The organism is Lichenihabitans sp. Uapishka_5, assembly GCF_033947565.1.
In the GTDB taxonomy this organism is placed as follows: Bacteria; Pseudomonadota; Alphaproteobacteria; order Rhizobiales; family Beijerinckiaceae; genus Lichenihabitans.
On sequence record NZ_JARPVX010000002.1, the window covers coordinates 62,939 to 82,748 of the forward strand.

Below are 19,810 nucleotides of genomic sequence, written 5' to 3' on the forward strand. Positions count from 1 at the left end.
CGGCGGAACGGCTATTGCTCAGCCTGCGCCGCCTTGGCGCGCTCGCGCGCGATGGCGCGCCAGCCGATGTCACGTCGGCAGAAGCCGCCCGGCCAGTCGACCGCATCCACAGCCGCGTAAGCCCTGGCTTGCGCCTGCTCGGCCGTGGCTCCGCGTGCCGTCACCACCAGCACGCGCCCACCGGCCGCCACGAGCCCCTGGTCCGCCTCCCGCGTGCCGGCATGAAACACCGTGACGGTGTCGTTGTCGGCTGGCAGCGATACGATCGGCGTGCCGGTTTCGGGCGCCTCCGGGTAGCCGCGCGCCGCCATGACGACGCCGAGCGCCACATCGTCCTGGAAGCGAAGCGGCCATTCGGGCAGGGCGCCTTCGGCGCAGCTTTGCAACAGCGCAAGCAGGTCCTGGTCGAGGCGCGGTAGCATCACCTCGGCCTCGGGATCGCCGAACCTTACATTATATTCGATGAGTTGCGGATCGCCGTTGGGGTCGACCATCAGGCCGGCGAACAACACACCCTGGAACGGCATGCCGCGCGCCGCCATGCCGGCCAGCGTGGGCCGGATGATGCGCTCGAGGATCGCGCCCTCGAGCGTCGGCGTCATCGAAGGGGCGGGGGACACTGCCCCCATCCCGCCCGTGTTGGGGCCGATGTCGCCTTCGCCGACACGCTTGTGGTCCTGCGCCGACGCGAACGGGAGGGCGCGCGTGCCGTCGCACAGCGCGAAGAAGGAAAGTTCCTCACCCTCCAAGAAGTCCTCGATCACCACGCGCGCCCCGGCGCCGCCGAACAGGCCGCCGAAGATGTCGTCGAGCGCCGATTCGGCCTCGGTGACGTCTGCCGCGATGATGACGCCCTTGCCGGCCGCGAGACCATCGGCCTTGATGACGACCGGGAAGGCACCCTGTCGCACATAGGTCTTGGCGGCCTCGGCATCCGTGAAGGTTTCATAGGCGGCGGTCGGGATTGCGAAGGCGCGGCACAGATCCTTGGTGAAGCTTTTCGAGCCTTCGAGCTGCGCCGCAGCGGCGCTCGGCCCGAACACCGGGATGCCGGCGTCACGGAACAGGTCCGCGATGCCGGCCACCAGCGGGGCCTCCGGCCCGACTACGACGAGCTCGACCGCTCGCTGCCGCGCCAGGGCCAGCAGGCCGGCATGGTCGTCGAGCGACAGGCTCACATTCTCGGCGATCGCGGCCGTGCCGGGATTGCCGGGCACGACGATCAGCCGGGTGAGGTCGGGGCTTTTCGACAGCGCGAGCGCCAGGGCATGCTCGCGCCCGCCCGCACCCAGAAGAAGCACATTCATTGACACGACCCGCCCCGCGGGCGTTCCGTGCCCGCTCCTTGAAACGGCCAGGTTCTAGCATGCCGCGCAAAACCAGCAATCGCGCCGCCACCCCGGCAGAGCCCGCATTGCTCCCCGATTCCATGCCGGCGGGCGGTAACGTCCCCGAACTGTCGGTCAGCGACCTGTCGGGTGCGTTGAAGCGAACCGTCGAGGAGCGGTTCGGTCACGTGCGGCTGCGCGGCGAGGTGTCGAACTACCGGGGGCCGCATTCCTCCGGCCACGCCTATTTCTCGCTGAAGGACGAGGGCGCCCGCATCGACGCCGTGGTGTGGCGAACCGCCTTCGCCCGTCTGAAGATCAAGCCCGAGGAGGGCATGGAGGTGATCGCCACCGGCAAGGTCACCACCTTTCCGGGCAAGTCCTCGTATCAGATCGTCATCGAGAGCCTGGAGCCGGCCGGCGTCGGCGCCTTGATGGCCATCTTGGAAGAGCGCCGGCTGCGGCTCGCGGCGGAAGGGCTGTTCGACAGTGCCCGCAAGCGGGCGCTGCCGTTCCTGCCGTCCGTCATCGGGGTCGTGACCTCGCCCACCGGCGCTGTGATTCGCGATATCCTGCACCGCGTCGCGGCGCGTTTTCCTCGCCACGTCCTGGTCTGGCCCGTGCGGGTGCAGGGGGAGGCGAGCGGCGACGAGGTGGCGGCCGCGATCCGTGGCTTCAATGCGCTCTTGGATGAGGGTGCGGTGCGGCGGCCGCACGTCATCATCGTGGCGCGGGGCGGCGGTTCGCTCGAAGACCTGTGGGGGTTCAACGACGAGGCCGTCGTCAGGGCCGCGGCCGAAAGCGCCATTCCGCTCGTTTCGGCGGTCGGGCACGAAACAGATTGGACGCTGATCGACCATGCGGCCGATCTGCGCGCCCCCACCCCGACCGGCGCGGCCGAACTCGTACTGCCGGTGTTGCTCGACCTGATGGGGGGCACGGAGCGTCTGCGGATGCGGCACCGATCCGCTATCGCCAACATCCTCGACCGGCGCAACGCGGAAGTGCGGGCCTTGAGCCGGCACCTGCCATCCGGGTCCGAGGTGACGGCCCTGCCGCGACAGCGGCTCGATCGCGCCGCCACCCAGATGCCCGCCACCCTCAAGGCGCGGCACGACCGCCTGCGGCTGGCGCTGGCGCGCGCCACCACACGCTTGGCGAGCCAGTCGCCGCACGCCACCATGGCCCGCACGGCCCAGAAGATCGAAGGGTTGCGCGAGCGATTGCGTAGCGCCGGCCTGCGCCGGATGGAGCGGCACCGTGCAGCCTTCTCGGCCATCGAGGCTCGGCTCGGCACCGCGTTTCAAGCGCGGTTGCGTGTGATCGCCAGCCGGCAGGCCGCGGAGCGCACCCGCGTCGCCGGCCTGGGCGACCGGTTGCGGCGGGCGCGCGACGGCATGGTGAGCCAGCGCGGGCGGCGCTTGGCCGCCGCGACGCCGTTGTTGCGCAGCCTCGGCTATAAAAGCGTGCTGGCCCGTGGCTATGCCCTGGTGCGGGACGATGGCGGGCAGGCCGTCCGCTCGGCCGCCGCACTGCAGGACCTTCGGCTCGCAATCATCGAATTCGCGGATGGCAGCGTCACGGTGCAGCCGGCACCCGGCGGCGATCAGGCCATCGCACCCGCGCGACCTTCGCGTGGTCGCAAGGCGCCGACCGCGGCCGTGCAACCCACGCTGTTCGAGCCGTGACGGACGCATGATTTGCCGGGGACCCGCAAAAATGGCATGTGCGGGCCAGACACCCTGCCGACCGCGAGGCACCGGCCATGAACCGACATGAACGCCAAGCGATCGGCGGCAACGAAGCCAAGCTCGAATATGGCGACGGCGACTTCCGCGTGGTGCGGCCAGGCACCTTCGTGCGGTGCGGCGTCACGGGCCAGCCGATCGCCCTCGACCAGCTGCGCTACTGGAACATCGAGCGGCAGGAACCCTATGCCAGCGTCGAGGCCAAGATGCAGCGCATGGCGGAGACGGCCTCGACCTGAGCACGAGGCTCATCCGAAGGACGCATTGTCCCGGATTGCCGCAACGATAATGTCCCAATCGGGGTGCTGTGCCGACAAGGCCGCAAGCGTCACCGGGCTGATGCGCGGCAAGGTGGGATTGACGGTCTCGTCGGTGCGCACGGCCGGGTCGCGCTCGGCGAGCGCCACGGCAGCCGGCCAATCCCGGGCAAGGTCGTCCGCGCCTGGCGTCCATCCAGCCATGGCATCGTGAGCCCGGGCGGCGTCCTGCCGCCAGCCCGAGGCCGCGGGCGATCCGCCGTCCAGCGCCAGCTTGACCAATGGCACCAGCAGCCCGCGCAGCGGGTGCATCGGGGCTGCGTCACCCATCAATAAACATCCGCCTGGTAACGGCCGGCCTTCTTCAGGCCGGCGATGTGATCGACCGCATCCTCGCGCGACAAGCCGCCATGCTGGGCCGCGATGTCCACCATGGCGGCTTCGACATCCTTGGCCATGCGCTTGGCATCGCCACAGATGTAGAAGTGGGCGCCCTGTTGCAACCATTGCCACAAGGCGGCGCCGACCTCGCGCATGCGGTCCTGCACATAGAACTTCTGATCGCCGTCGCGCGACCAGGCGAGCGACAGCCGGGTGAGGTGCCCGGCGGCCTGCATGGCCTGCAGCTCGGCCTTGTAGAAGAAATCGGTCGCTTGCCGCTGATGCCCGAAAAACAGCCAGTTCGGTCCCGGTGCCGCCGTCGCCTGACGTTCGTGCAGGAAGGAGCGGAACGGCGCGATGCCGGTGCCGGGCCCGACCATGATGACCGGGAGCTTGCCGTCGGCCGGCAAAGCGAAATTATGCGCCTTCTGGACATAGGCCCGCAGCGCATCGCCCGGCTCGGCCCGCTCGCCCAGATAGGTCGAGGCCACGCCGAGCCGTCGGCGCTTGCCGATGACGTAGCGCACCGCATCGACCGTCAGGGTCAAGCGGCCGGCTTCGGTTTTTGGCGACGACGAAATGGAATAAAGCCGCGGCTGCAACGGCTCCAAGGCATCGACGAAGGCTTCGGCATGCGGCCGGGCCTTCGGAAATTTCTGCAGGGCCGCCAGCACGTCCGTCGTGGCCGCATCGCCATGCGGGTCCTCGCCGCGCGCCAGGGCACGGGCCGCTTCCCGGTCCTTGCCGCCCAGGATGAAGGAAAACAGCTCGAACAGGGCATCGGGGGCCGGGTCGAGCGACACTTCGTCGGTCAGCACCGCGCGCAACGTGCGGCCCCGTACTTCGGTGAGCGGAGAGGCACCCAGAAGCGCGATGACCTGGTCGACATGGCCGAGGTGATTGCGCGGAAAGATGCCAAAACTGTCGCCGGCCTCGTAAGCGAGCCCATCGCCGAGTTGAAACTCGACGTGCATGGTTTCCTTTTCGGAGCCGCCGCCATTGAGCTTGCGGCGGCTGAGGAAGGTCGCCAGGCCGGGGGCTTCGCGCGAAACGCCGACCACGGACGGCTTGGTGCCAGCCTCGGCGGCCGGCAGCACGACTTCGGCCTGCACGGTGCCGCCGGCCTCGACCTCGGAGGCGAGCCCCTTCACCAGCCGCGCCGTTTCCTTGCCGCCCGGCGCGCAAAGGTTGAGGCGGGCCTCCGTCTTAAGAAAAATCGCATTGGCATAGTCGGCGCAATTATAGCCGCATTGCCCGCAATCCTGCTGCGCCATGGCGGCCATCAGGCGCGGCGCGAGCGGCTTGCCGTCGGCGAGCTTCATGCGCTCCGGTGCTGCCATGGCGGGGTCGTGCCAAGGCGCTTCGTCGTTGCTGGCGAGCGCCGGCCCGGCCGGAGCCTCGGCCGCCGCGCCAAGCCCCAGGCCCACCAGCGCCGCGCCCGACAAGGCTTCCGGCGACGCGATAGGCCCGAGGGCCGCGGCGAAGAAGCCCGACAGCCAGATGCGCTGATCTTCCGTGAAGGGTGCCGATTCGGGCACCAGCTCCATGCGGGCGACGGGCAGGGGGGCCGTCATGCCGCAGCCTCGGCCAGGGCGATCAGCTGTTCGGGCGCGTGGCGGCGCGCGAAGCTGGCGAAGCTTTCCTCGGGATGGGCGCGGTGGTCCATATAGGCCCGCAGCAGGCCTTCGACCTTGCCAGGAACCGCCTCGGCCTTCACGTCGGAATAAAGCAGCTTCGCGATACCAGCGTCGCTGCCATAACCGCCACCGGCATGCAGGTGATAGCCCTCGACCTGATCGCCTTCCTCGTTGATCGTCACCTTGGCGCCGATCAGGCCGATGTCGCCGATATAGTGCTGAGCGCAGGAGTTGTGGCAGCCGGTGAGGTGGATGTTGATCGGTTGGTCGAGCGCGACGCGGGGCTCGCAATGGTCCGCAATGGCGATCGCGTGGGACTTCGTGTCCGAGGCTGCGAATTTGCAGCCCTGATTGCCCGTGCAGGCGATGAGGCCGGCCCGGAGCGGCGTCACGGTCCAGTCAAGCCCGAGGGCGACGATGCCGACCTTCACGGCATCGAGGTGGGCATCGGCGACGCCGGAGATCAGCAGGTTCTGCCAGACCGTCAGGCGGATGTCGCCGTCACCGTGGCTTTGGGACAGGGCCGCGAGGCCGTCCATCTGGGCGCAGGTCAGCTTGCCGGCTGGCAGCGCCACCCCGACCCAGTTGAGGCCGGGCTGCCGTTGGGCGTGGACCCCGATATGACCGAGACGATCATAGGCCGGGCGGGGCGGCAGAACAGCGGCCTCGACGCGCGACAGCTTGGTGCCGAGCACCGCCTCCACCTCGGCCAGGAAGGGGTCGAAGCCCATGACGTCGAGCACGTATTTCAGCCGCGCCTTGTTGCGGTTGGTGCGGTCGCCCCGCGCGATGAACACCCGCACGATGGCGTCTGCCACGCGCGTCGCCTCGTCGAGGGGCACGATCACGCCGGTGTCGCGGGCGAAATCCTGGTGACCCGTGATGCCGCCGAGCGCCAGGCGGTACCAGACGCCGGATGCGAGCGGCGCCCCGGCACGGTCGAGCGTGCCATCCGGCACCACCACGGCCTGGAAGCCGATGTCGTTGGTGTCTTCGAGCGTCGCCACAGCGCCGGCGCCGTCGAAGGCGACGTTGAACTTGCGCGGCAGGCCGTACATTTCGCGGGTGTTGAGGATGTGATGGTGCCAGGCGCGCGCATGGGGCCGCGTGTCGACAAGTTCGTGAGGGTCGATGCCGGCCGTCGCCGACCCGGTGACGTTACGGATGTTGTCGGCGCCCGACCCGCGCGACACGATGCCGATGTCGGTGAGGTCTTCCAGCACGGCGGGCCCGTTGACGGGCAGGATCTCGCGGATCTGCAGGTTGGCGCGCGTCGTCACGTGGGTGTAGCCGCCACCCAGGCGCGCCGCCACGTCGGCTACGGCAGCGAACTGCCAGGCCTTGAGGATGCCGTTCGGCACCCGCATCCGGCACATGTAGCTGTCCTGCGCGGGCGCCACATAGAACAGGCCATGATAGCGCCAGCGGAAGTTGTCCTCGGGCTTCGGCTTGGCGCCGGCCAAAGCCTCGGCCTTGAGGCGCCGGTAGGCTTCGAAGGGGTTGTCGTTGCGTTTCCACTTTTCCTGATCGACCAGCTTCTGGCCGGCCGCGGTGGTCCGGTCCTGCGCCTTCAGGTGGATGGCTTCGGGGCCTGTCGGCTCGGCGGCCTCGCGCGACGGCTGCGGTATGACCCGCACGGCGGCTGCGCCTGACGCGAAGCCTTCGAGCCAGCGACGTTGTTCGGGAGAAAAGCTGTCGCCCATCTGGAACCCGGTCCTATGCGGTGGCTTGAAGGCAGGCGCGCTCGCACCCTTGGGTGAATCGGCCGGTCGACGGCCGGACAGAACGCCCAAAGGAGCGGCGAGCCCGATACAGCGATGCAAGGCTCGCGCCGTACCCGAGGATCGGGTCAGGCGTTGACCAAGGTGCGGACGCTTCCGGCATCCAACCCAGCAAACCGACGCCGACCGGACGGCGACGCAAGGCGTCGCGGTAGGGGCATCGCGATGCGACCCGTGGGGCGATGAGGGCTTCGAACAACAATGGGCACCTCGCTGGACGGAACGGCGGTAGGCGCGCCGACGATCAGGCTCGCAGAGCCTGCCCGCATGAGGGCACGCTGCTTGAAACGTCGCGCGGAACGGAGACCCGGCCATTCGGGGAAAGGCGCCGAACCGACGTTGGTCAAGCGTTGCTGGATGCGTGTTGCGGAAATCAACAGCCGCGCCAGTGCTTGAAAATACCATGGCGAAGAACAGCGTCTCAAGTTGAAGTTTTGAACAGTTCGAAAGAATAGATTGGAGGCAGATGGCGCAATCCTGTGCAGCCATCGGCGCAGCGCAGCGTCCTTGCAGCCATCCGCCAATTGCGCGTTGCAACATCGCGACGGCTGCCCGAGGATGCGGCCATGACCGAAGGCGACATCCGCATCCTGGTGATCGACGACGATGCCATGCGGGCCGCCATGATCGAGGACGGTCTGCGGGACGCCGGCCATGCGCGCGTCACAGTGCTGACCGACATGCGTCAACTGTTGCGCCGCATCACGGAGATCGATCCGGAGGTCATCGTGATCGATCTCGGCAACCCCAATCGGGACGTGCTCGACCAGATGTTTCAGGTGTCCCGCAGCGTGCGGCGGCCGGTTGCCATGTTCGTCGACCAGTCCGATCGGGCCAGCATGGAGGCGGCCGTGGATGCCGGCGTCTCGGCCTATGTGGTCAATGGCCTGCGGCGCGAGCGGGTCAAATCGGTGCTCGATCTGGCGATCAGCCGGTTCAACGCGATGAACCGCCTGCGCGAGGAACTCGACCGCACCAAGCAGGCGCTCGAGGAGCGCAAGGTGATCGACAAGGCCAAGGGCATCCTGATGGCCAACCGCAGCCTGTCGGAAGCCGACGCCTATGCGCTGCTGCGCAGCACCGCCATGAAGGAAAGCCGCCGCATGATCGAGGTCGCGCAAGGCTTGATCACGGCCATGAAGCTGCTGGGATGAGCCGCATGGCGACCGAAAACACCGAAACCGGGCCGGACCCGATGCGGGCCGCCGACGGCGTGCTGACGCTTGGCTTCATTCCACTGGTCGATTGCGCGCCCCTGGTGGTGGCGGTCGAGAAGGGTTTTGCGGCGCGCGAGGGCTTGCGATTGCGGCTCAGGCGCGAAACGTCCTGGGCTAACATCCGTGACCTCGTGGCGCTTGGCCACCTCGATGCCGCGCAGATGCTGGCGCCGATGCCGATCGCCGCGACGCTGGGCATCGGCCGACCGGCCGATCCGACCGTGGCACCCTTGTCGCTTGGCCTTGGCGGCAACGCCATCACGCTGGCGACGGACTTGTTCGCCGCGATGGCGGCCACGGCGCAGGGCCAGTCGCCGGAGTTCGCCCGCTTCGACCCAGCCGCAGTCGGCCGGGCGCTGGCGACCGTGCTGGCGGAGCGGCGCAGCACTGGCCAGGAGCCTCCCTGGCTGGCCGTGGTGCATCCCTTCTCTGGGCATAATTACGAGATGCGGTACTGGCTGGCCGCTTGCGGCATCGATCCCGATCGCGACGTGCGCCTGACGGTGCTGCCGCCATCGCGCATGGTGGAAGCCATGCGCGAGCGGCGCATTGAGGGGTTTTGCGCGGGCGAACCCTGGAATTCGATCGCCGTCGCGGCGGGCCTCGGCGTCATGGCGATCACCAAATCGGCGCTTTGGCGGCAAGGGCCGGAAAAGGTACTGGGGTTGCGGACCGCCTTCGTGGAGCGCCACCCCGAGCCCGTGATGGCGCTGATCCGCGCCCTGGTGGCGGCCGCGGCCTGGGCCGGCGACCCCACCAACCAGGACGACCTCGCAGACCTGCTGGCGAACCCCGCGATCCTGGACGTTCCCCAGGCGGTGCTACACCGGGCCCTGACGGGCCAGATGCAACGACGCGTCGGCCAAGCACCCGAGGCGGTCGCCGACTTCCTCGTTTTCAGTCGGCATGCCGCCACCTTTCCTTGGGTGAGCCATGCGCAATGGTTCTATGCCCAGATGGTGCGGTGGGGGCAGGTCACGCATAGCTCTGCGCATGCCGAGGCGGTGCGTGGGGTTTACCGGCCGGATCTTTATCGTGCAGCCTTGCGGGAAACGTCGACCGATCTTCCCCGCGCCAGCGCCAAGGTCGAGGGTGCATTGCGGCACACCACGCCTGTGGCGTCGCGCTTCGGCACCATGCTGCTCGGCCCGGACGGCTTCTTCGATGGGCAGATGTTCGATCCCGATCAGCTTGAACACTACATTGGCGCTTTCCCTGCAGTGCCGCGCAATTCTGCTGAATAGGGCAGCACCGCGCGCCTATATTTTATTCTTGTAGGCCGCCACGTTACTTCTATCCTTAAACCCAAGCAGAGCTTCGCCATTCTGGCGGGGTTGCAGGGGCCAGCGCCGGTCTCTCGTGTTGCATCTTCGGTTTTCGAGGCCCTGGGCCTCACGGGCCCGCCTCGGGTTCGATGTCAGGCAATGTCGCCGGGCCGCAATCAGCGCTGGCGTGTGGGTTCGACATGCCGGCCGTTCCTCAATCCTGCAGCGGGGTGGTCATGTCTTCCCAAAAGGCAACCAGCATCAATCTTCTGAGCTTTTCGACGCCCCAGATGCGGGCGTTCCACATGAGCTGGCTCGCGTTTTTCGTCTGCTTCTTCGCCTGGTTCGCGGTGGCGCCGCTGATGCCAGTGATCAAGGGCGAGTTCCACCTGACGCCGGACCAGATCGCCAACATCAACATCGCGGCCGTGGGCATCACCATCCTGGTGCGCCTGGTGGTCGGCCCCTTGTGCGACCGCTTCGGCCCGCGCCGCAGCTATACGGCGCTGCTCGCCCTCGGCGCGATCCCGGTGATCGGTATCGCGTTCGCCAATTCCTATGAAGGGTTCCTGGCATTCCGGCTCGCCATCGGAGCCATCGGGGCGAGCTTCGTCATCACCCAGTTCCACACCTCCGTGATGTTCGCCCCGAACGTGGTCGGCACCGCCAACGCCACCGTCGGGGGATGGGGCAATTCGGGCGGCGGCGTCACGCAGACGATCATGCCGCTGTTGCTGGCCGCCATCGTCAGCCTCGGGGTCGGGCAGGGGCTCGGCTGGCGCTATGCCATGATCGTGCCCGGCGTCATGATGCTGATCGTCTCGGTCATGTATTGGACCCTGACCCAGGATACGCCGGAAGGCGACATCGTCGACCTTCGCAGGCGCGGCATCGCCATCGAGACCGGCAAGGAGGGGGGTTGGGCCGTGTTCCGCCGCGCCGCCGCGAACTACCGGGTTTGGGTGCTGGCGCTTTGCTATGCGGCGAGCTTCGGCATCGAGCTGTTCATCCATAACGTGGCGGCCTCTTATTATGTCGACCGCTTCGGCCTGACCCTTGCCAGCGCTGGGTTCGCGGCGGGGTCCTTCGGCCTGCTGGCGCTGTTCGCCCGGGCACTGGGCGGCCTCGCGTCCGACCGGGTGGCGCGCGGCTTCGGCCTTCGGGGTCGCACGGGGCTGCTCGTAGTCCTGCTGCTCGGCGAGGGTATCGGCCTGCTGGTGTTTTCAAAGATGTCTGCGGTGTCGCCCGCCATCCTGGCCATGCTGGCCTTCGGGCTCTTCACCCACATGTCCTGCGGCGCCATTTACGCGATCGTGCCCTTCGTCGACCGCAAGGCGCTCGGGGGCGTGACCGGCATCGTCGGAGCAGGTGGCAACGTTGGTGGCGTCGCGGCCGGGTTCCTGGTGAAAGGGCTCGGCAACCTGCCGCAGACACTGTTCGTCATCGGCTGCTGCGTCGTGGTCACGGCCCTGGTGGCTGCCTTGGTGCGCTTCTCGGTGGCCCATCAGGACGCTGAACGCGCCCTCTACGACGAAGCGTTGAAGCGCCGCAACCAGGGTCGCGGCATGGGCCTGCCGGTGCCGGAAGCGGCTTGACGAACAACCCAGGCCGCCATGCGCGGCCTGGGCTTTCCCGGGTGCCGCGCCCTTGCGGCGCGATGCCGACGATGCTCAGGTTCGGCCGCAGCCTTCCTGGAGCCGCCGCGTGCCCGCTGAGACTTCACCGCCTGATCCTCCCTCCCTCCTGGATACGGTCGAGGGGCGACGTCTGCTGGCGTCCGACCAGGGCTGGCAACGCTGGGGGCCCTACCTCAGCGAGCGCCAGTGGGGCACGGTGCGGGAAGACTACAGTGCGTCCGGCGACGCCTGGGATTACCTGCCGCACGATCATGCGCGATCGCGCGCCTACCGCTGGGGCGAGGACGGCATCGCCGGCTTCAGCGACGATCACCAGTTCTGGTGCCTCGCCCTGGCGCTGTGGAACGGGCAGGACCCGATCCTCAAGGAGCGCATGTTCGGCCTCACCAATGCCGAGGGCAACCACGGTGAGGACGTCAAGGAACTGTGGTGGTACCAGGATGGCACCCCCACCCATTCCTATATGCGGGTGCTCTACAAATACCCGCAGGCGGAGTTCCCCTACGACGACCTCGTGGCCGAGAACAACCGCCGCAAGGCCCATCCGCAGGCCGAATACGAGCTCGTCGACACCGGCATTTTCGCCGACAACCGGTATTTCGACGTCACGGTCGAATATGCCAAGGCCGGCACCGACGACATCCTGATGCGCGTGACGGTGGCCAACCGCGGCCCCGACCCAGCCTCGCTTCACGTGCTGCCGCATCTTTGGGCCCGCAACACCTGGTCGTGGTCGGACCGGGCGGCCAGGCCCAGCCTCAAGCAGTGCGCGCCCGAGCGGATTCTGGCCGAGCGGGCAGGGACCGGGCAGCGCTGCTTCACGGCCCTGCAGCCCTGCGACTTCCTGTTCTGCGACAATGACACCAACACCGGCCGTTTGTTTGGCCAGCCCCGCCCGGGCTTCTTCAAGGACGGCATCAACGATGCTGTGACGCGGGGCAGGACGGAGGCCGTCAACCCGGCCCGGCAAGGCACCAAATGCGCCGCCCTGGTGCGGCTCGACGTCCCGGCCGGCGCCAGCGTGACCCTGCGGTTCCGCTTCGCACCCACTGAGGCGGCGGTGCTCGACGAGGCGGGCTTCGAGGCCGTGCTGCGGGATCGCATCGCCGAAGCGGACGCCTTCTACGCGGCGTTGCAGGCCGATATTCCCGAACCCGATGCGCGCCTCGTGCAGCGTCAGGCCCTGGCCGGCATGCTGTGGTCGAAGCAGCGCTATTTCTTCGACGTGCGTCGCTGGCTTGCCGGGGATCCGACCCAGCCGGCGCCGCCGCCCGAGCATCGCACGATCCGCAATGCCGACTGGCCGTACCTCGACAACGCCGACATCATCTCGATGCCCGACAAATGGGAATACCCCTGGTACGCGGCCTGGGACCTCGCCTTCCATTGCGTGACCTTCGCGTTGATCGATCCCGCCTTCGCCAAGGGGCAGCTGATCCTGTTGACCCGCGAATGGTACATGAATCCCAACGGCCAGCTGCCCGCCTACGAGTGGAATTTCAGCGACGTGAACCCGCCCGTGCATGCCTGGGCGACCTGGCGGGTCTACGAAATGGACCGTGCCCTCACCGGGGTGGGCGATCGCGCCTTTCTCGAGCGCGTGTTCCACAAGCTGATGCTGAACTTCACCTGGTGGGTGAACCGCAAGGACAAGGACGGCCGCAACATCTTCCAGGGCGGCTTCCTGGGGCTGGACAATATCGGCGTCTTCGACCGCTCGAAGCCGCTGCCGACCGGCGGCTTCCTGTCCCAGGCGGACGGCACCGGCTGGATGGCCATGTATGCGCTCAACCTGATGCGGATCGCGCTCGAATTGGCGCGCGACAATCCGGTCTACGAGGATATCGCCACCAAGTTCTTCGAGCATTTCCTCTACATCGCGGAAGCCATGACCACGATGGGCGAAAGCGGCGAGGCATCCAGCGGGCTGTGGGACGAGCAGGACGGGTTCTATTACGACATGCTCAACCTGCCGGACGGATCGCGCGTGCCCCTGCGGGTGCGCTCGCTCGTCGGCCTCATTCCGATCTGTGCCGTCGAAGTGCTGGATGGCGACCTCGAGGCGAGCTGCCCCAACTTCGTGGCGCGGCTGCGCTGGATCCTCGCGCACCGAACGGATCTGGCCGAGCTCGTGTCCCGCTGGGAGGAGCCAGGGCAGCAGAACCGCCTGCTGTTGTCGCTGCTGCGACGACAGCGCATGACGGCGCTGTTGCGGCGCATGCTCGATGAAACCGAGTTCCTGTCCGACTACGGCGTGCGCTCGGTGTCGAAGGTGCATGCCGCGGAGCCTTTCGTCTACGAGAACGGCGGCACCCGGTTCATCGTCGATTACGAGCCGGCCGAGTCGGCCACGACCCTGTTCGGCGGCAATTCCAACTGGCGCGGCCCGATCTGGATGCCGATCAACGTCCTGTTGATCGAGGCCCTCTACGAGTTCGAAACCTTTTATCCGAAGGACTTCACCATCGAATGCCCGACGGGGTCGGGGGCCATGCTGACCTTGTCGGAGATCGCCGACGAACTGGCACGCCGCGTGTCGAACCTCTTCCTTAGGAACGGGAAAGGACGACGCCCGGTGTTGGGCGACGAGCCCTTGTTCCAGGACGACCCGCATTTCCGCGACCAGGTGCCGTTCCACGAATATTTCCATGGCGACACCGGCAAGGGCCTCGGCGCCACCCACCAGACGGGTTGGAGCGGCCTTGTGGCGCTGCTGCTGCAACCCCGGCTGCGCCACGGCGGCAAGCTGATGCCGGTCAGCCCGGGAAGCGTGCCCGAGAATGGTGTGCAAAGCGCACCATAAAGGCGCCTGCTGTTAAGCCTTTGAGCAGCGACGCCGTTTCAATTGGTTTGCAACGCCTCTAAAAAGGCGCTTCGATGAAGGCCGGAACGCTCCAAGTGGACCGCCGTCAGCCTCGACCGTTAAGGATTGTGATGATCACGATTGATTTGCGTCGCCTTGGAACAGGACTCGGGCTGGCGGCTTTTTTGCTGGGGTCGACGGCGGCTTCGGCCAAGACGCTGGTGTTCTGTTCGGAGGGGTCGCCCGAGAACTTCACCCCGGCCATGAACACCACCGGCACCAGCCTCGACGCGGCGCGCCCGGTCTTCGATCAACTCGTCGAATTCGAGCGTGGCTCCACCAAGCTCAAGCCCGGTCTGGCCGAGAGCTGGGACATCAGCCCGGACGGTTTGACCATCACGTTCCACCTTCGGAAGGGCGTGAAGTTCGGCGCCACCAAGGATTTCAAGCCGACGCGCGACTTCAATGCCGACGACGTCATCTGGTCCTTCGATCGCCAGTACAATGAGAAGAACCCCTACAACAAGGTTTCGGGCGGCAAGTTCGATTATTATTCGGACATGGACATGCCCAAGCTCGTCAAGGAGTGGGAGAAGAAGGACGAGAACACCGTCATCCTCCATCTGAACGAGCCGAATGTGCCGATCCTTGCCAATCTGGCGATGGATTTCGGCACGATCCAGTCGGCCGAATATGCCGACGCCCTGATGAAGAAGGGCAAGCCCGAGCAGTTCGACCAGGTGCCGGTCGGCACCGGTCCCTTCGTGTTCTCGTCCTATCAGAAGGATGCGGTGATCCGCTTCAAGGCCAACCCGACCTATTGGGGCGGCAAGCCGGCGATCGACGACCTGATCTTCGCCATCACGGCCGATGCCACGGCGCGTGTCTCGAAGCTGAAGGCGGGTGAGTGCCAGGTGGCGGCCTATCCGCGCCCGGCCGACCTGCCCGAGTTGCAGAAGGACGCCGCCCTCGACCTCATGTCGCAGCCGGGCCTCAACATCGGCTATATGGCGTTCAACGTGAAGAAGCCCCCGCTCGACAAGAAGGAGGTGCGCATCGCGCTCTCCATGGCGATCGACAAGGCGGCGATCATCAAGGAGGTCTACGGCGAGGCCGGGCAGCCCGCCAAGAACCTCATCCCCCCGACGCTGCTGGGCTACAACAACGACATCCAGGATTATGCGTTCGACACCGCCAAGGCCAAGAGCATGCTCGAGGCGGCCGGCGTGAAGACGCCGATCGACATGGACCTGTGGTACATGCCGGTGCAGCGGCCCTACAACCCGAATGCCAAGCGGGTCGCCGAGATGATGCAGTCGGATCTCGCCAAGATCGGCGTCAACGTGAAGCTCGTGACCTACGAGTGGGGCGAATATCGCAAGCGCCTGCAAAACGGCGAGCACATGCTGGGCCAACTCGGCTGGACCGGCGACAATGGTGACCCGGACAACTTCTTCTTCCTGCTCGGCTGCGCGGCAGCCCGCGACGGCGGCCAGAACCTGTCGAAGTGGTGCAACAAGGACTTCGACGCCGATATGGAGAAGGCGAAGTCCGTCACCGATACGGCCGAGCGTGCGAAGCTGTACCAGCAGATGCAGGTGATCGCCCATGACGACCAGCCCGAGATGAACATCGCCCACTCGGTCGTCTACGTGCCGGTGAACAAGAAGGTCACGGACTACAAGATCAGCCCGCTCGGACGCTTCCAGTTCGACGGTGTCGACATCAAGTAACTGTTCTCGAACGGCGGGCGGGGCCTTCGCGTCCCGCCCCCTGGCGATCGGTCATGCTGCGTTATCTCCTTAATCGTCTCACGCTGACGATCCCGACCTTCATTGCGCTGATCTTCCTCACCTTTGTGGCGATCCGGCTGGTGCCGGGCGACCCGGTCGAAGTGCGGACGGGCGAACACGGGATCTCCCCCGAGCGGCTCGCCATGTTCCGGCATGACCTCGGCCTCGATCAGCCTGTCTGGAAGCAGTTCCTCGATTATGGCTGGGGGCTGCTGCACGGAAACTTCGGCGCCTCGCTGGTCACCTCCAATCCGGTGCTGGGAGAGTTCGCGACGTTGTTCCCGGCCACTGTCGAGCTTTCGGCCTGCGCCATGATCTTTGCGATCCTGCTCGGCGTGCCGATGGGCGTGGTTGCGGCCGCCAAGCGTGGCTCCTGGTACGACCAGACCCTGATGGGCCTGTCGGTCACCGGCTATTCGATGCCGATCTTCTGGTGGGGCCTGCTGCTCATCATGCTGGTGGGGGAGCGTTGGGGCCTGACGCCGGTGTCGGGTCGCATCGACCTCATCCAATACGATATAACGCCCGTGACGGGCTTCATGCTGATCGACACGCTGTTCAGCGACACGCCGGGACCGGCCTTCCTCGATGCGGTGCATCACCTGATCCTGCCGACGATCGTGCTCGGCACCATCCCGCTGGCCGTTATCGCCCGCATGACCCGGTCCTCCATGCTGGAAGTGTTGAGCGAGGATTACGTGCGGACCGCGCGGGCCAAGGGCCTTTCGCCGCTGCGCGTCGTCGGCGTTCACGCCCTGCGCAACGCCCTCATCCCGGTCACCACGGTGATCGGCCTGATGACGGGGTCGCTGCTGGCTGGCGCGGTGCTGACCGAAACCATCTTCTCCTGGCCCGGCATCGGCAAATGGCTGATCGAGGCCATCTCGCGTCGCGATTATCCCGTGCTGCAGGGCGGCATCATGCTGATCTCCACCGTCGTCATCATCGTCAACCTTGGCGTCGATCTCACCTACGGCATCATCAATCCCCGGATCCGACATGGCCGCTGACGTCGCCGTCCTCGAGGCCGAGCCGACGGCCGAAGCCGGCCGACCGCCGTCCTCGCTGCGCGCCTTCTGGAGTGCCTTTAGCGAGAACCGCGGTGCCGTCCTCGGCCTCGTCGTGGTGGTGCTCATCTGCGTCGTGGCGATCTTCGCCGACGTGCTGGCGCCTCATGCGCCTGCGGAACAGTTCCGCGACGCCATCCTGGCACCGCCGTTCTGGGAAGAGGGCGGTAGCCTGCGGTTCCTGCTCGGCACCGACGGGGTCGGCCGCGATACGCTGTCCCGCCTGATGTATGGCGCCCGCGTCTCGCTGTTCATCGGCGTCGTGGTGACGGTGGTGTCGCTCGGCGTCGGCATCGTGGTGGGCCTCGCTTCGGCCTTCTTCGGCACGGTCGTCGATGTGGTCATCACCCGCATCATGGACCTCATCATGGCGGTGCCGGACCTCGTGCTCGCCATCCTGGCGGTGGCGATCCTGGGTCCCAGCCTGACCAACACCATCGTCGCCGTGACCATCGTCTACCTGCCACGCTATGTCCGCCTGGTGCGGGCCTCGGCACTCGGCGAGCGCGACCGCGACTACGTCACGGCCGCCAAGGTGGCGGGCGTCGGCAAACTCAGGCTGATGTTCTCGACAGTGCTGCCGAACTGCCTCGCGCCCCTCGTGGTGCAGGCGGCGCTGGGCATTTCGGACGCCATCCTCGAGGCGGCGGCACTCGGCTTTCTCGGTCTCGGGGCCCAGCCGCCAACACCCGAATGGGGCGCCATGCTGGCCGATTCCCGCGAATTCATCCGGTCGCAACCCTGGATCGTCACGTTCCCGGGCCTCGCCATCCTGATCACCGTGGTGGCCATCAACCTGATGGGCGATGGCCTGCGCGACGCCCTCGATCCGAAGATGCGACGGTCCTGATGCCGCTCCTCGAAATCCGCAATCTCGGCGTCAGCTTCGCCACCCACGGCGGCCGCTTCCGCGCCGTCGATGGCGTCGATGTGGTGGTGGAGCCGAACGACGTGCTGGCCATCGTGGGCGAGTCGGGTTCGGGCAAGTCGGTCGCCATGCTGGCCATCATGGGCCTGCTGCCGTGGACCGCTACCGTCACGGCCGACCGCATGACCTTCGACGGCATCGACCTGCGCAGCCTGTCGGCCAGGCAGCGCCGCAAGATCGTCGGCAAGGACATGGCGATGATCTTTCAGGAGCCGATGTCCTCGCTGAACCCCTGCTACACCGTGGGATTCCAGATCGAGGAAGCCCTGAAGGCCCATCTCGGCATGGGGCGTCGCGAGCGGCGCGACCGGGCCGTGGAGCTGATGACCCAGGTCGGCATTCCGGACCCGGCGCGACGCCTGAAAGTCTACCCGCACCAAATGTCGGGCGGCATGAGCCAGCGCGTGATGATCGCCATGGCGATCGCCTGCCGGCCGAAGCTGTTGATCGCCGACGAGCCCACAACGGCGCTCGACGTCACCATCCAGGCCCAGATCCTCGATCTGCTGTTGTCGTTGCGGCAGGCCAACCAGATGGGCCTGGTGCTGATCACCCACGACATGGGCGTGGTGGCCGAAACCGCTACGCGGGTTCAGGTGCATTACGCCGGCCGGCAGGTGGAATCGAACGCCACCGACGCGCTCTTCGCTGACCGACACCACCCTTACACCGAAGCCCTGCTGGCGGCTCTGCCGGAACGCGCCACGGGCGGGCGGCTGCCGGCCATCCCGGGCGTCGTGCCGGGCCAGTTCGACCGCCCGGCAGGTTGCGTGTTCTCGCCGCGCTGCGGCTTTGCCTTCGATTATTGTCACAGCCACGCCCCGCGGCAGGCGGATGCCGCCCTCGGGCGGGCGCTCTGCCACATCCCGCTGGTCCATGGCCGGCCGACGCCGCTGGTGCTCGACCAGACCGGAGCCCGCGCGTGAGTGCCGCCCCCCTGCTTCATGCCCATGACCTGCGCCGCGACTATGCGGTGAAGCGGGGCACCTTCGGCAAGGCCGCGACCGTCAAGGCGCTGGCGGGCGCCAGCTTCGAGCTGCACGCGGGCGAGACGCTGGCGGTGGTGGGGGAATCGGGCTCGGGCAAGTCGACGCTGGCGCGCCTCATCGCGTTGATCGAGGAGCCGACCGTCGGCACTCTGACCATCGACGGCCGCAACGTCGCCGACCTCGCCCGCCGCGACGCCAAGGCGCTGCGACGCGACATCCAGATGGTGTTCCAGAACCCCTACGGTTCGCTTAACCCGCGGCAGACGGTCGGGGCCGCGCTCGAGGAGCCGCTGATCGTCTCGACCGACATGGACGGCAAGGCCCGCAAGGCGGCCGTTCGCGACATCATGAACAAGGTCGGCCTGCGTCCCGAATATGCGGCGCGCTACCCGCACATGTTCTCGGGTGGCCAGCGCCAACGCATCGCCATCGCCCGCGCGCTGATGCTGCGGCCCCGCATCGTGGTGCTGGACGAGCCCGTGTCGGCGCTCGACGTTTCGGTGCGGGCCCAGGTGCTCAACCTGTTGGCCGACCTTCAGGACACGTTGCAGCTGGCCTACATCTTCGTCTCGCACGATCTGTCGGTGGTGGAGCACATCGCCGACCGCATCATGGTGATCTACCTCGGCCATGTGGTGGAGCTCGGCACCGGCGAGGCCCTTTTCGCGGCGCCGCAGCACCCCTATACGCGGGCGTTGCTCAGCGCCACGCCCACCACCGATCCGACGGCGCGGCGCGAGCGCATCGTCTTGAAGGGCGAGCTGCCGTCACCGCTCAATCCACCGTCGGGCTGCGTCTTCCACACGCGCTGTCCGCTCGCCTTTGACAAGTGCCGGGTTGACGAGCCGCCGCTCGTCAGCAAGCACGGCCGCGACGTGGCCTGCTGGGCGGTGCCGGCCGACGCCTAGGCGCTTCGCGCGATATCTGTTGCGTTCCGGTTCCGCCCGCCCCTACACTCACGCCCAATAAATAAAAGACG

15 protein-coding genes are annotated in these 19,810 nt (G+C 67.1%); 11 read left to right on the forward strand and 4 right to left on the reverse strand.

Going from position 1 to position 19,810, the window contains the following annotated elements:
- Window positions 1-11: 11 nt before the first annotated feature.
- Window positions 12-1,307, reverse strand: coding sequence for a phosphoribosylamine--glycine ligase (gene purD, locus P7D22_RS01320; RefSeq protein WP_319932390.1), 1,296 nt, complete (start codon window positions 1,305-1,307; stop codon window positions 12-14).
- A 59-nt stretch (window positions 1,308-1,366) separates the two neighbouring features.
- Here purD and xseA point away from each other — a divergent pair, with 59 nt between their 5' ends.
- Both xseA and P7D22_RS01330 read left to right on the forward strand, forming a co-directional pair.
- Window positions 1,367-3,016, forward strand: a complete 1,650-nt coding sequence (xseA, locus tag P7D22_RS01325) for an exodeoxyribonuclease VII large subunit (RefSeq protein ID WP_442915999.1) — start codon at window positions 1,367-1,369, stop codon at window positions 3,014-3,016.
- A gap of 77 nt (window positions 3,017-3,093) precedes the next feature.
- Window positions 3,094-3,315, forward strand: a complete 222-nt coding sequence (locus tag P7D22_RS01330) for a DUF2093 domain-containing protein (RefSeq protein ID WP_319932391.1) — start codon at window positions 3,094-3,096, stop codon at window positions 3,313-3,315.
- Window positions 3,316-3,324: 9 nt separating this feature from the next.
- Here the strand turns inward: P7D22_RS01330 and P7D22_RS01335 are convergent, their stop codons facing one another.
- The 3 genes from P7D22_RS01335 to P7D22_RS01345 are packed head-to-tail and all read right to left on the reverse strand — an operon-like array spanning window position 3,325 to window position 7,054.
- On the reverse strand, window positions 3,325-3,663 hold the full coding sequence (locus P7D22_RS01335) for a hypothetical protein (protein ID WP_319932392.1): 339 nt from the start codon (window positions 3,661-3,663) through the stop codon (window positions 3,325-3,327).
- Complete coding sequence (locus tag P7D22_RS01340; RefSeq protein WP_319932393.1) at window positions 3,663-5,288, reverse strand: sulfite reductase subunit alpha; 1,626 nt, start codon at window positions 5,286-5,288, stop codon at window positions 3,663-3,665. The genes P7D22_RS01335 and P7D22_RS01340 overlap by 1 nt, the downstream gene beginning before the upstream one ends.
- Entirely contained in the window at window positions 5,285-7,054 is a 1,770-nt protein-coding gene (locus tag P7D22_RS01345; protein WP_319932394.1) for a NirA family protein, read from the reverse strand. Before P7D22_RS01345 ends, P7D22_RS01340 begins: the two co-directional genes overlap by 4 nt.
- A 644-nt stretch (window positions 7,055-7,698) precedes the next feature.
- Here P7D22_RS01345 and P7D22_RS01350 point away from each other — a divergent pair.
- From P7D22_RS01350 to P7D22_RS01390, 9 genes are all read left to right on the forward strand, one after another.
- Entirely contained in the window at window positions 7,699-8,286 is a 588-nt protein-coding gene (locus P7D22_RS01350) for an ANTAR domain-containing response regulator (protein ID WP_319932395.1), read from the forward strand.
- Window positions 8,287-8,291: 5 nt separating this feature from the next.
- Complete coding sequence (locus P7D22_RS01355; RefSeq protein ID WP_319932396.1) at window positions 8,292-9,593, forward strand: CmpA/NrtA family ABC transporter substrate-binding protein; 1,302 nt, start codon at window positions 8,292-8,294, stop codon at window positions 9,591-9,593.
- Window positions 9,594-9,850: 257 nt separating this feature from the next.
- The gene (locus tag P7D22_RS01360) at window positions 9,851-11,209 is read left to right on the forward strand and encodes an MFS transporter (RefSeq protein WP_319932397.1); all 1,359 of its coding nucleotides are present in this window, start codon (window positions 9,851-9,853) and stop codon (window positions 11,207-11,209) included.
- Window positions 11,210-11,318: 109 nt separating this feature from the next.
- Window positions 11,319-14,054 carry an MGH1-like glycoside hydrolase domain-containing protein gene (locus P7D22_RS01365; protein WP_319932398.1) on the forward strand — a complete coding sequence of 912 codons (2,736 nt, stop codon included), beginning with the start codon at window positions 11,319-11,321 and terminating at the stop codon, window positions 14,052-14,054.
- A gap of 131 nt (window positions 14,055-14,185) precedes the next feature.
- Window positions 14,186-15,787, forward strand: a complete 1,602-nt coding sequence (locus P7D22_RS01370; RefSeq protein WP_319932399.1) for an ABC transporter substrate-binding protein — start codon at window positions 14,186-14,188, stop codon at window positions 15,785-15,787.
- A 53-nt stretch (window positions 15,788-15,840) separates the two neighbouring features.
- A complete protein-coding gene (locus P7D22_RS01375) occupies window positions 15,841-16,857 on the forward strand; it encodes an ABC transporter permease subunit (RefSeq protein ID WP_319932400.1) in 1,017 nt (338 codons plus the stop codon).
- Window positions 16,847-17,764 carry an ABC transporter permease subunit gene (locus P7D22_RS01380; protein WP_319932401.1) on the forward strand — a complete coding sequence of 306 codons (918 nt, stop codon included), beginning with the start codon at window positions 16,847-16,849 and terminating at the stop codon, window positions 17,762-17,764. Before P7D22_RS01375 ends, P7D22_RS01380 begins: the two co-directional genes overlap by 11 nt.
- Window positions 17,764-18,768, forward strand: coding sequence for an ABC transporter ATP-binding protein (locus tag P7D22_RS01385; RefSeq protein WP_319932402.1), 1,005 nt, complete (start codon window positions 17,764-17,766; stop codon window positions 18,766-18,768). Before P7D22_RS01380 ends, P7D22_RS01385 begins: the two co-directional genes overlap by 1 nt.
- Complete coding sequence (locus P7D22_RS01390; RefSeq protein WP_319932403.1) at window positions 18,765-19,739, forward strand: ABC transporter ATP-binding protein; 975 nt, start codon at window positions 18,765-18,767, stop codon at window positions 19,737-19,739. Before P7D22_RS01385 ends, P7D22_RS01390 begins: the two co-directional genes overlap by 4 nt.
- Window positions 19,740-19,810: the final 71 nt, after the last annotated feature.

Coding starts and splice junctions, on each gene's coding strand:
- purD (WP_319932390.1), bottom strand. CDS start 1,307: ATGAATGTGCTTCTTCTGGGTGCGGGCGGGCGCGAGCATGCCCTGGCG.
- xseA (WP_442915999.1), top strand. CDS start 1,367: ATGCCGCGCAAAACCAGCAATCGCGCCGCCACCCCGGCAGAGCCCGCA.
- P7D22_RS01330 (WP_319932391.1), top strand. CDS start 3,094: ATGAACCGACATGAACGCCAAGCGATCGGCGGCAACGAAGCCAAGCTC.
- P7D22_RS01335 (WP_319932392.1), bottom strand. CDS start 3,663: ATGGGTGACGCAGCCCCGATGCACCCGCTGCGCGGGCTGCTGGTGCCA.
- P7D22_RS01340 (WP_319932393.1), bottom strand. CDS start 5,288: ATGACGGCCCCCCTGCCCGTCGCCCGCATGGAGCTGGTGCCCGAATCG.
- P7D22_RS01345 (WP_319932394.1), bottom strand. CDS start 7,054: ATGGGCGACAGCTTTTCTCCCGAACAACGTCGCTGGCTCGAAGGCTTC.
- P7D22_RS01350 (WP_319932395.1), top strand. CDS start 7,699: ATGACCGAAGGCGACATCCGCATCCTGGTGATCGACGACGATGCCATG.
- P7D22_RS01355 (WP_319932396.1), top strand. CDS start 8,292: ATGGCGACCGAAAACACCGAAACCGGGCCGGACCCGATGCGGGCCGCC.
- P7D22_RS01360 (WP_319932397.1), top strand. CDS start 9,851: ATGTCTTCCCAAAAGGCAACCAGCATCAATCTTCTGAGCTTTTCGACG.
- P7D22_RS01370 (WP_319932399.1), top strand. CDS start 14,186: ATGATCACGATTGATTTGCGTCGCCTTGGAACAGGACTCGGGCTGGCG.
- P7D22_RS01375 (WP_319932400.1), top strand. CDS start 15,841: ATGCTGCGTTATCTCCTTAATCGTCTCACGCTGACGATCCCGACCTTC.
- P7D22_RS01380 (WP_319932401.1), top strand. CDS start 16,847: ATGGCCGCTGACGTCGCCGTCCTCGAGGCCGAGCCGACGGCCGAAGCC.
- P7D22_RS01385 (WP_319932402.1), top strand. CDS start 17,764: ATGCCGCTCCTCGAAATCCGCAATCTCGGCGTCAGCTTCGCCACCCAC.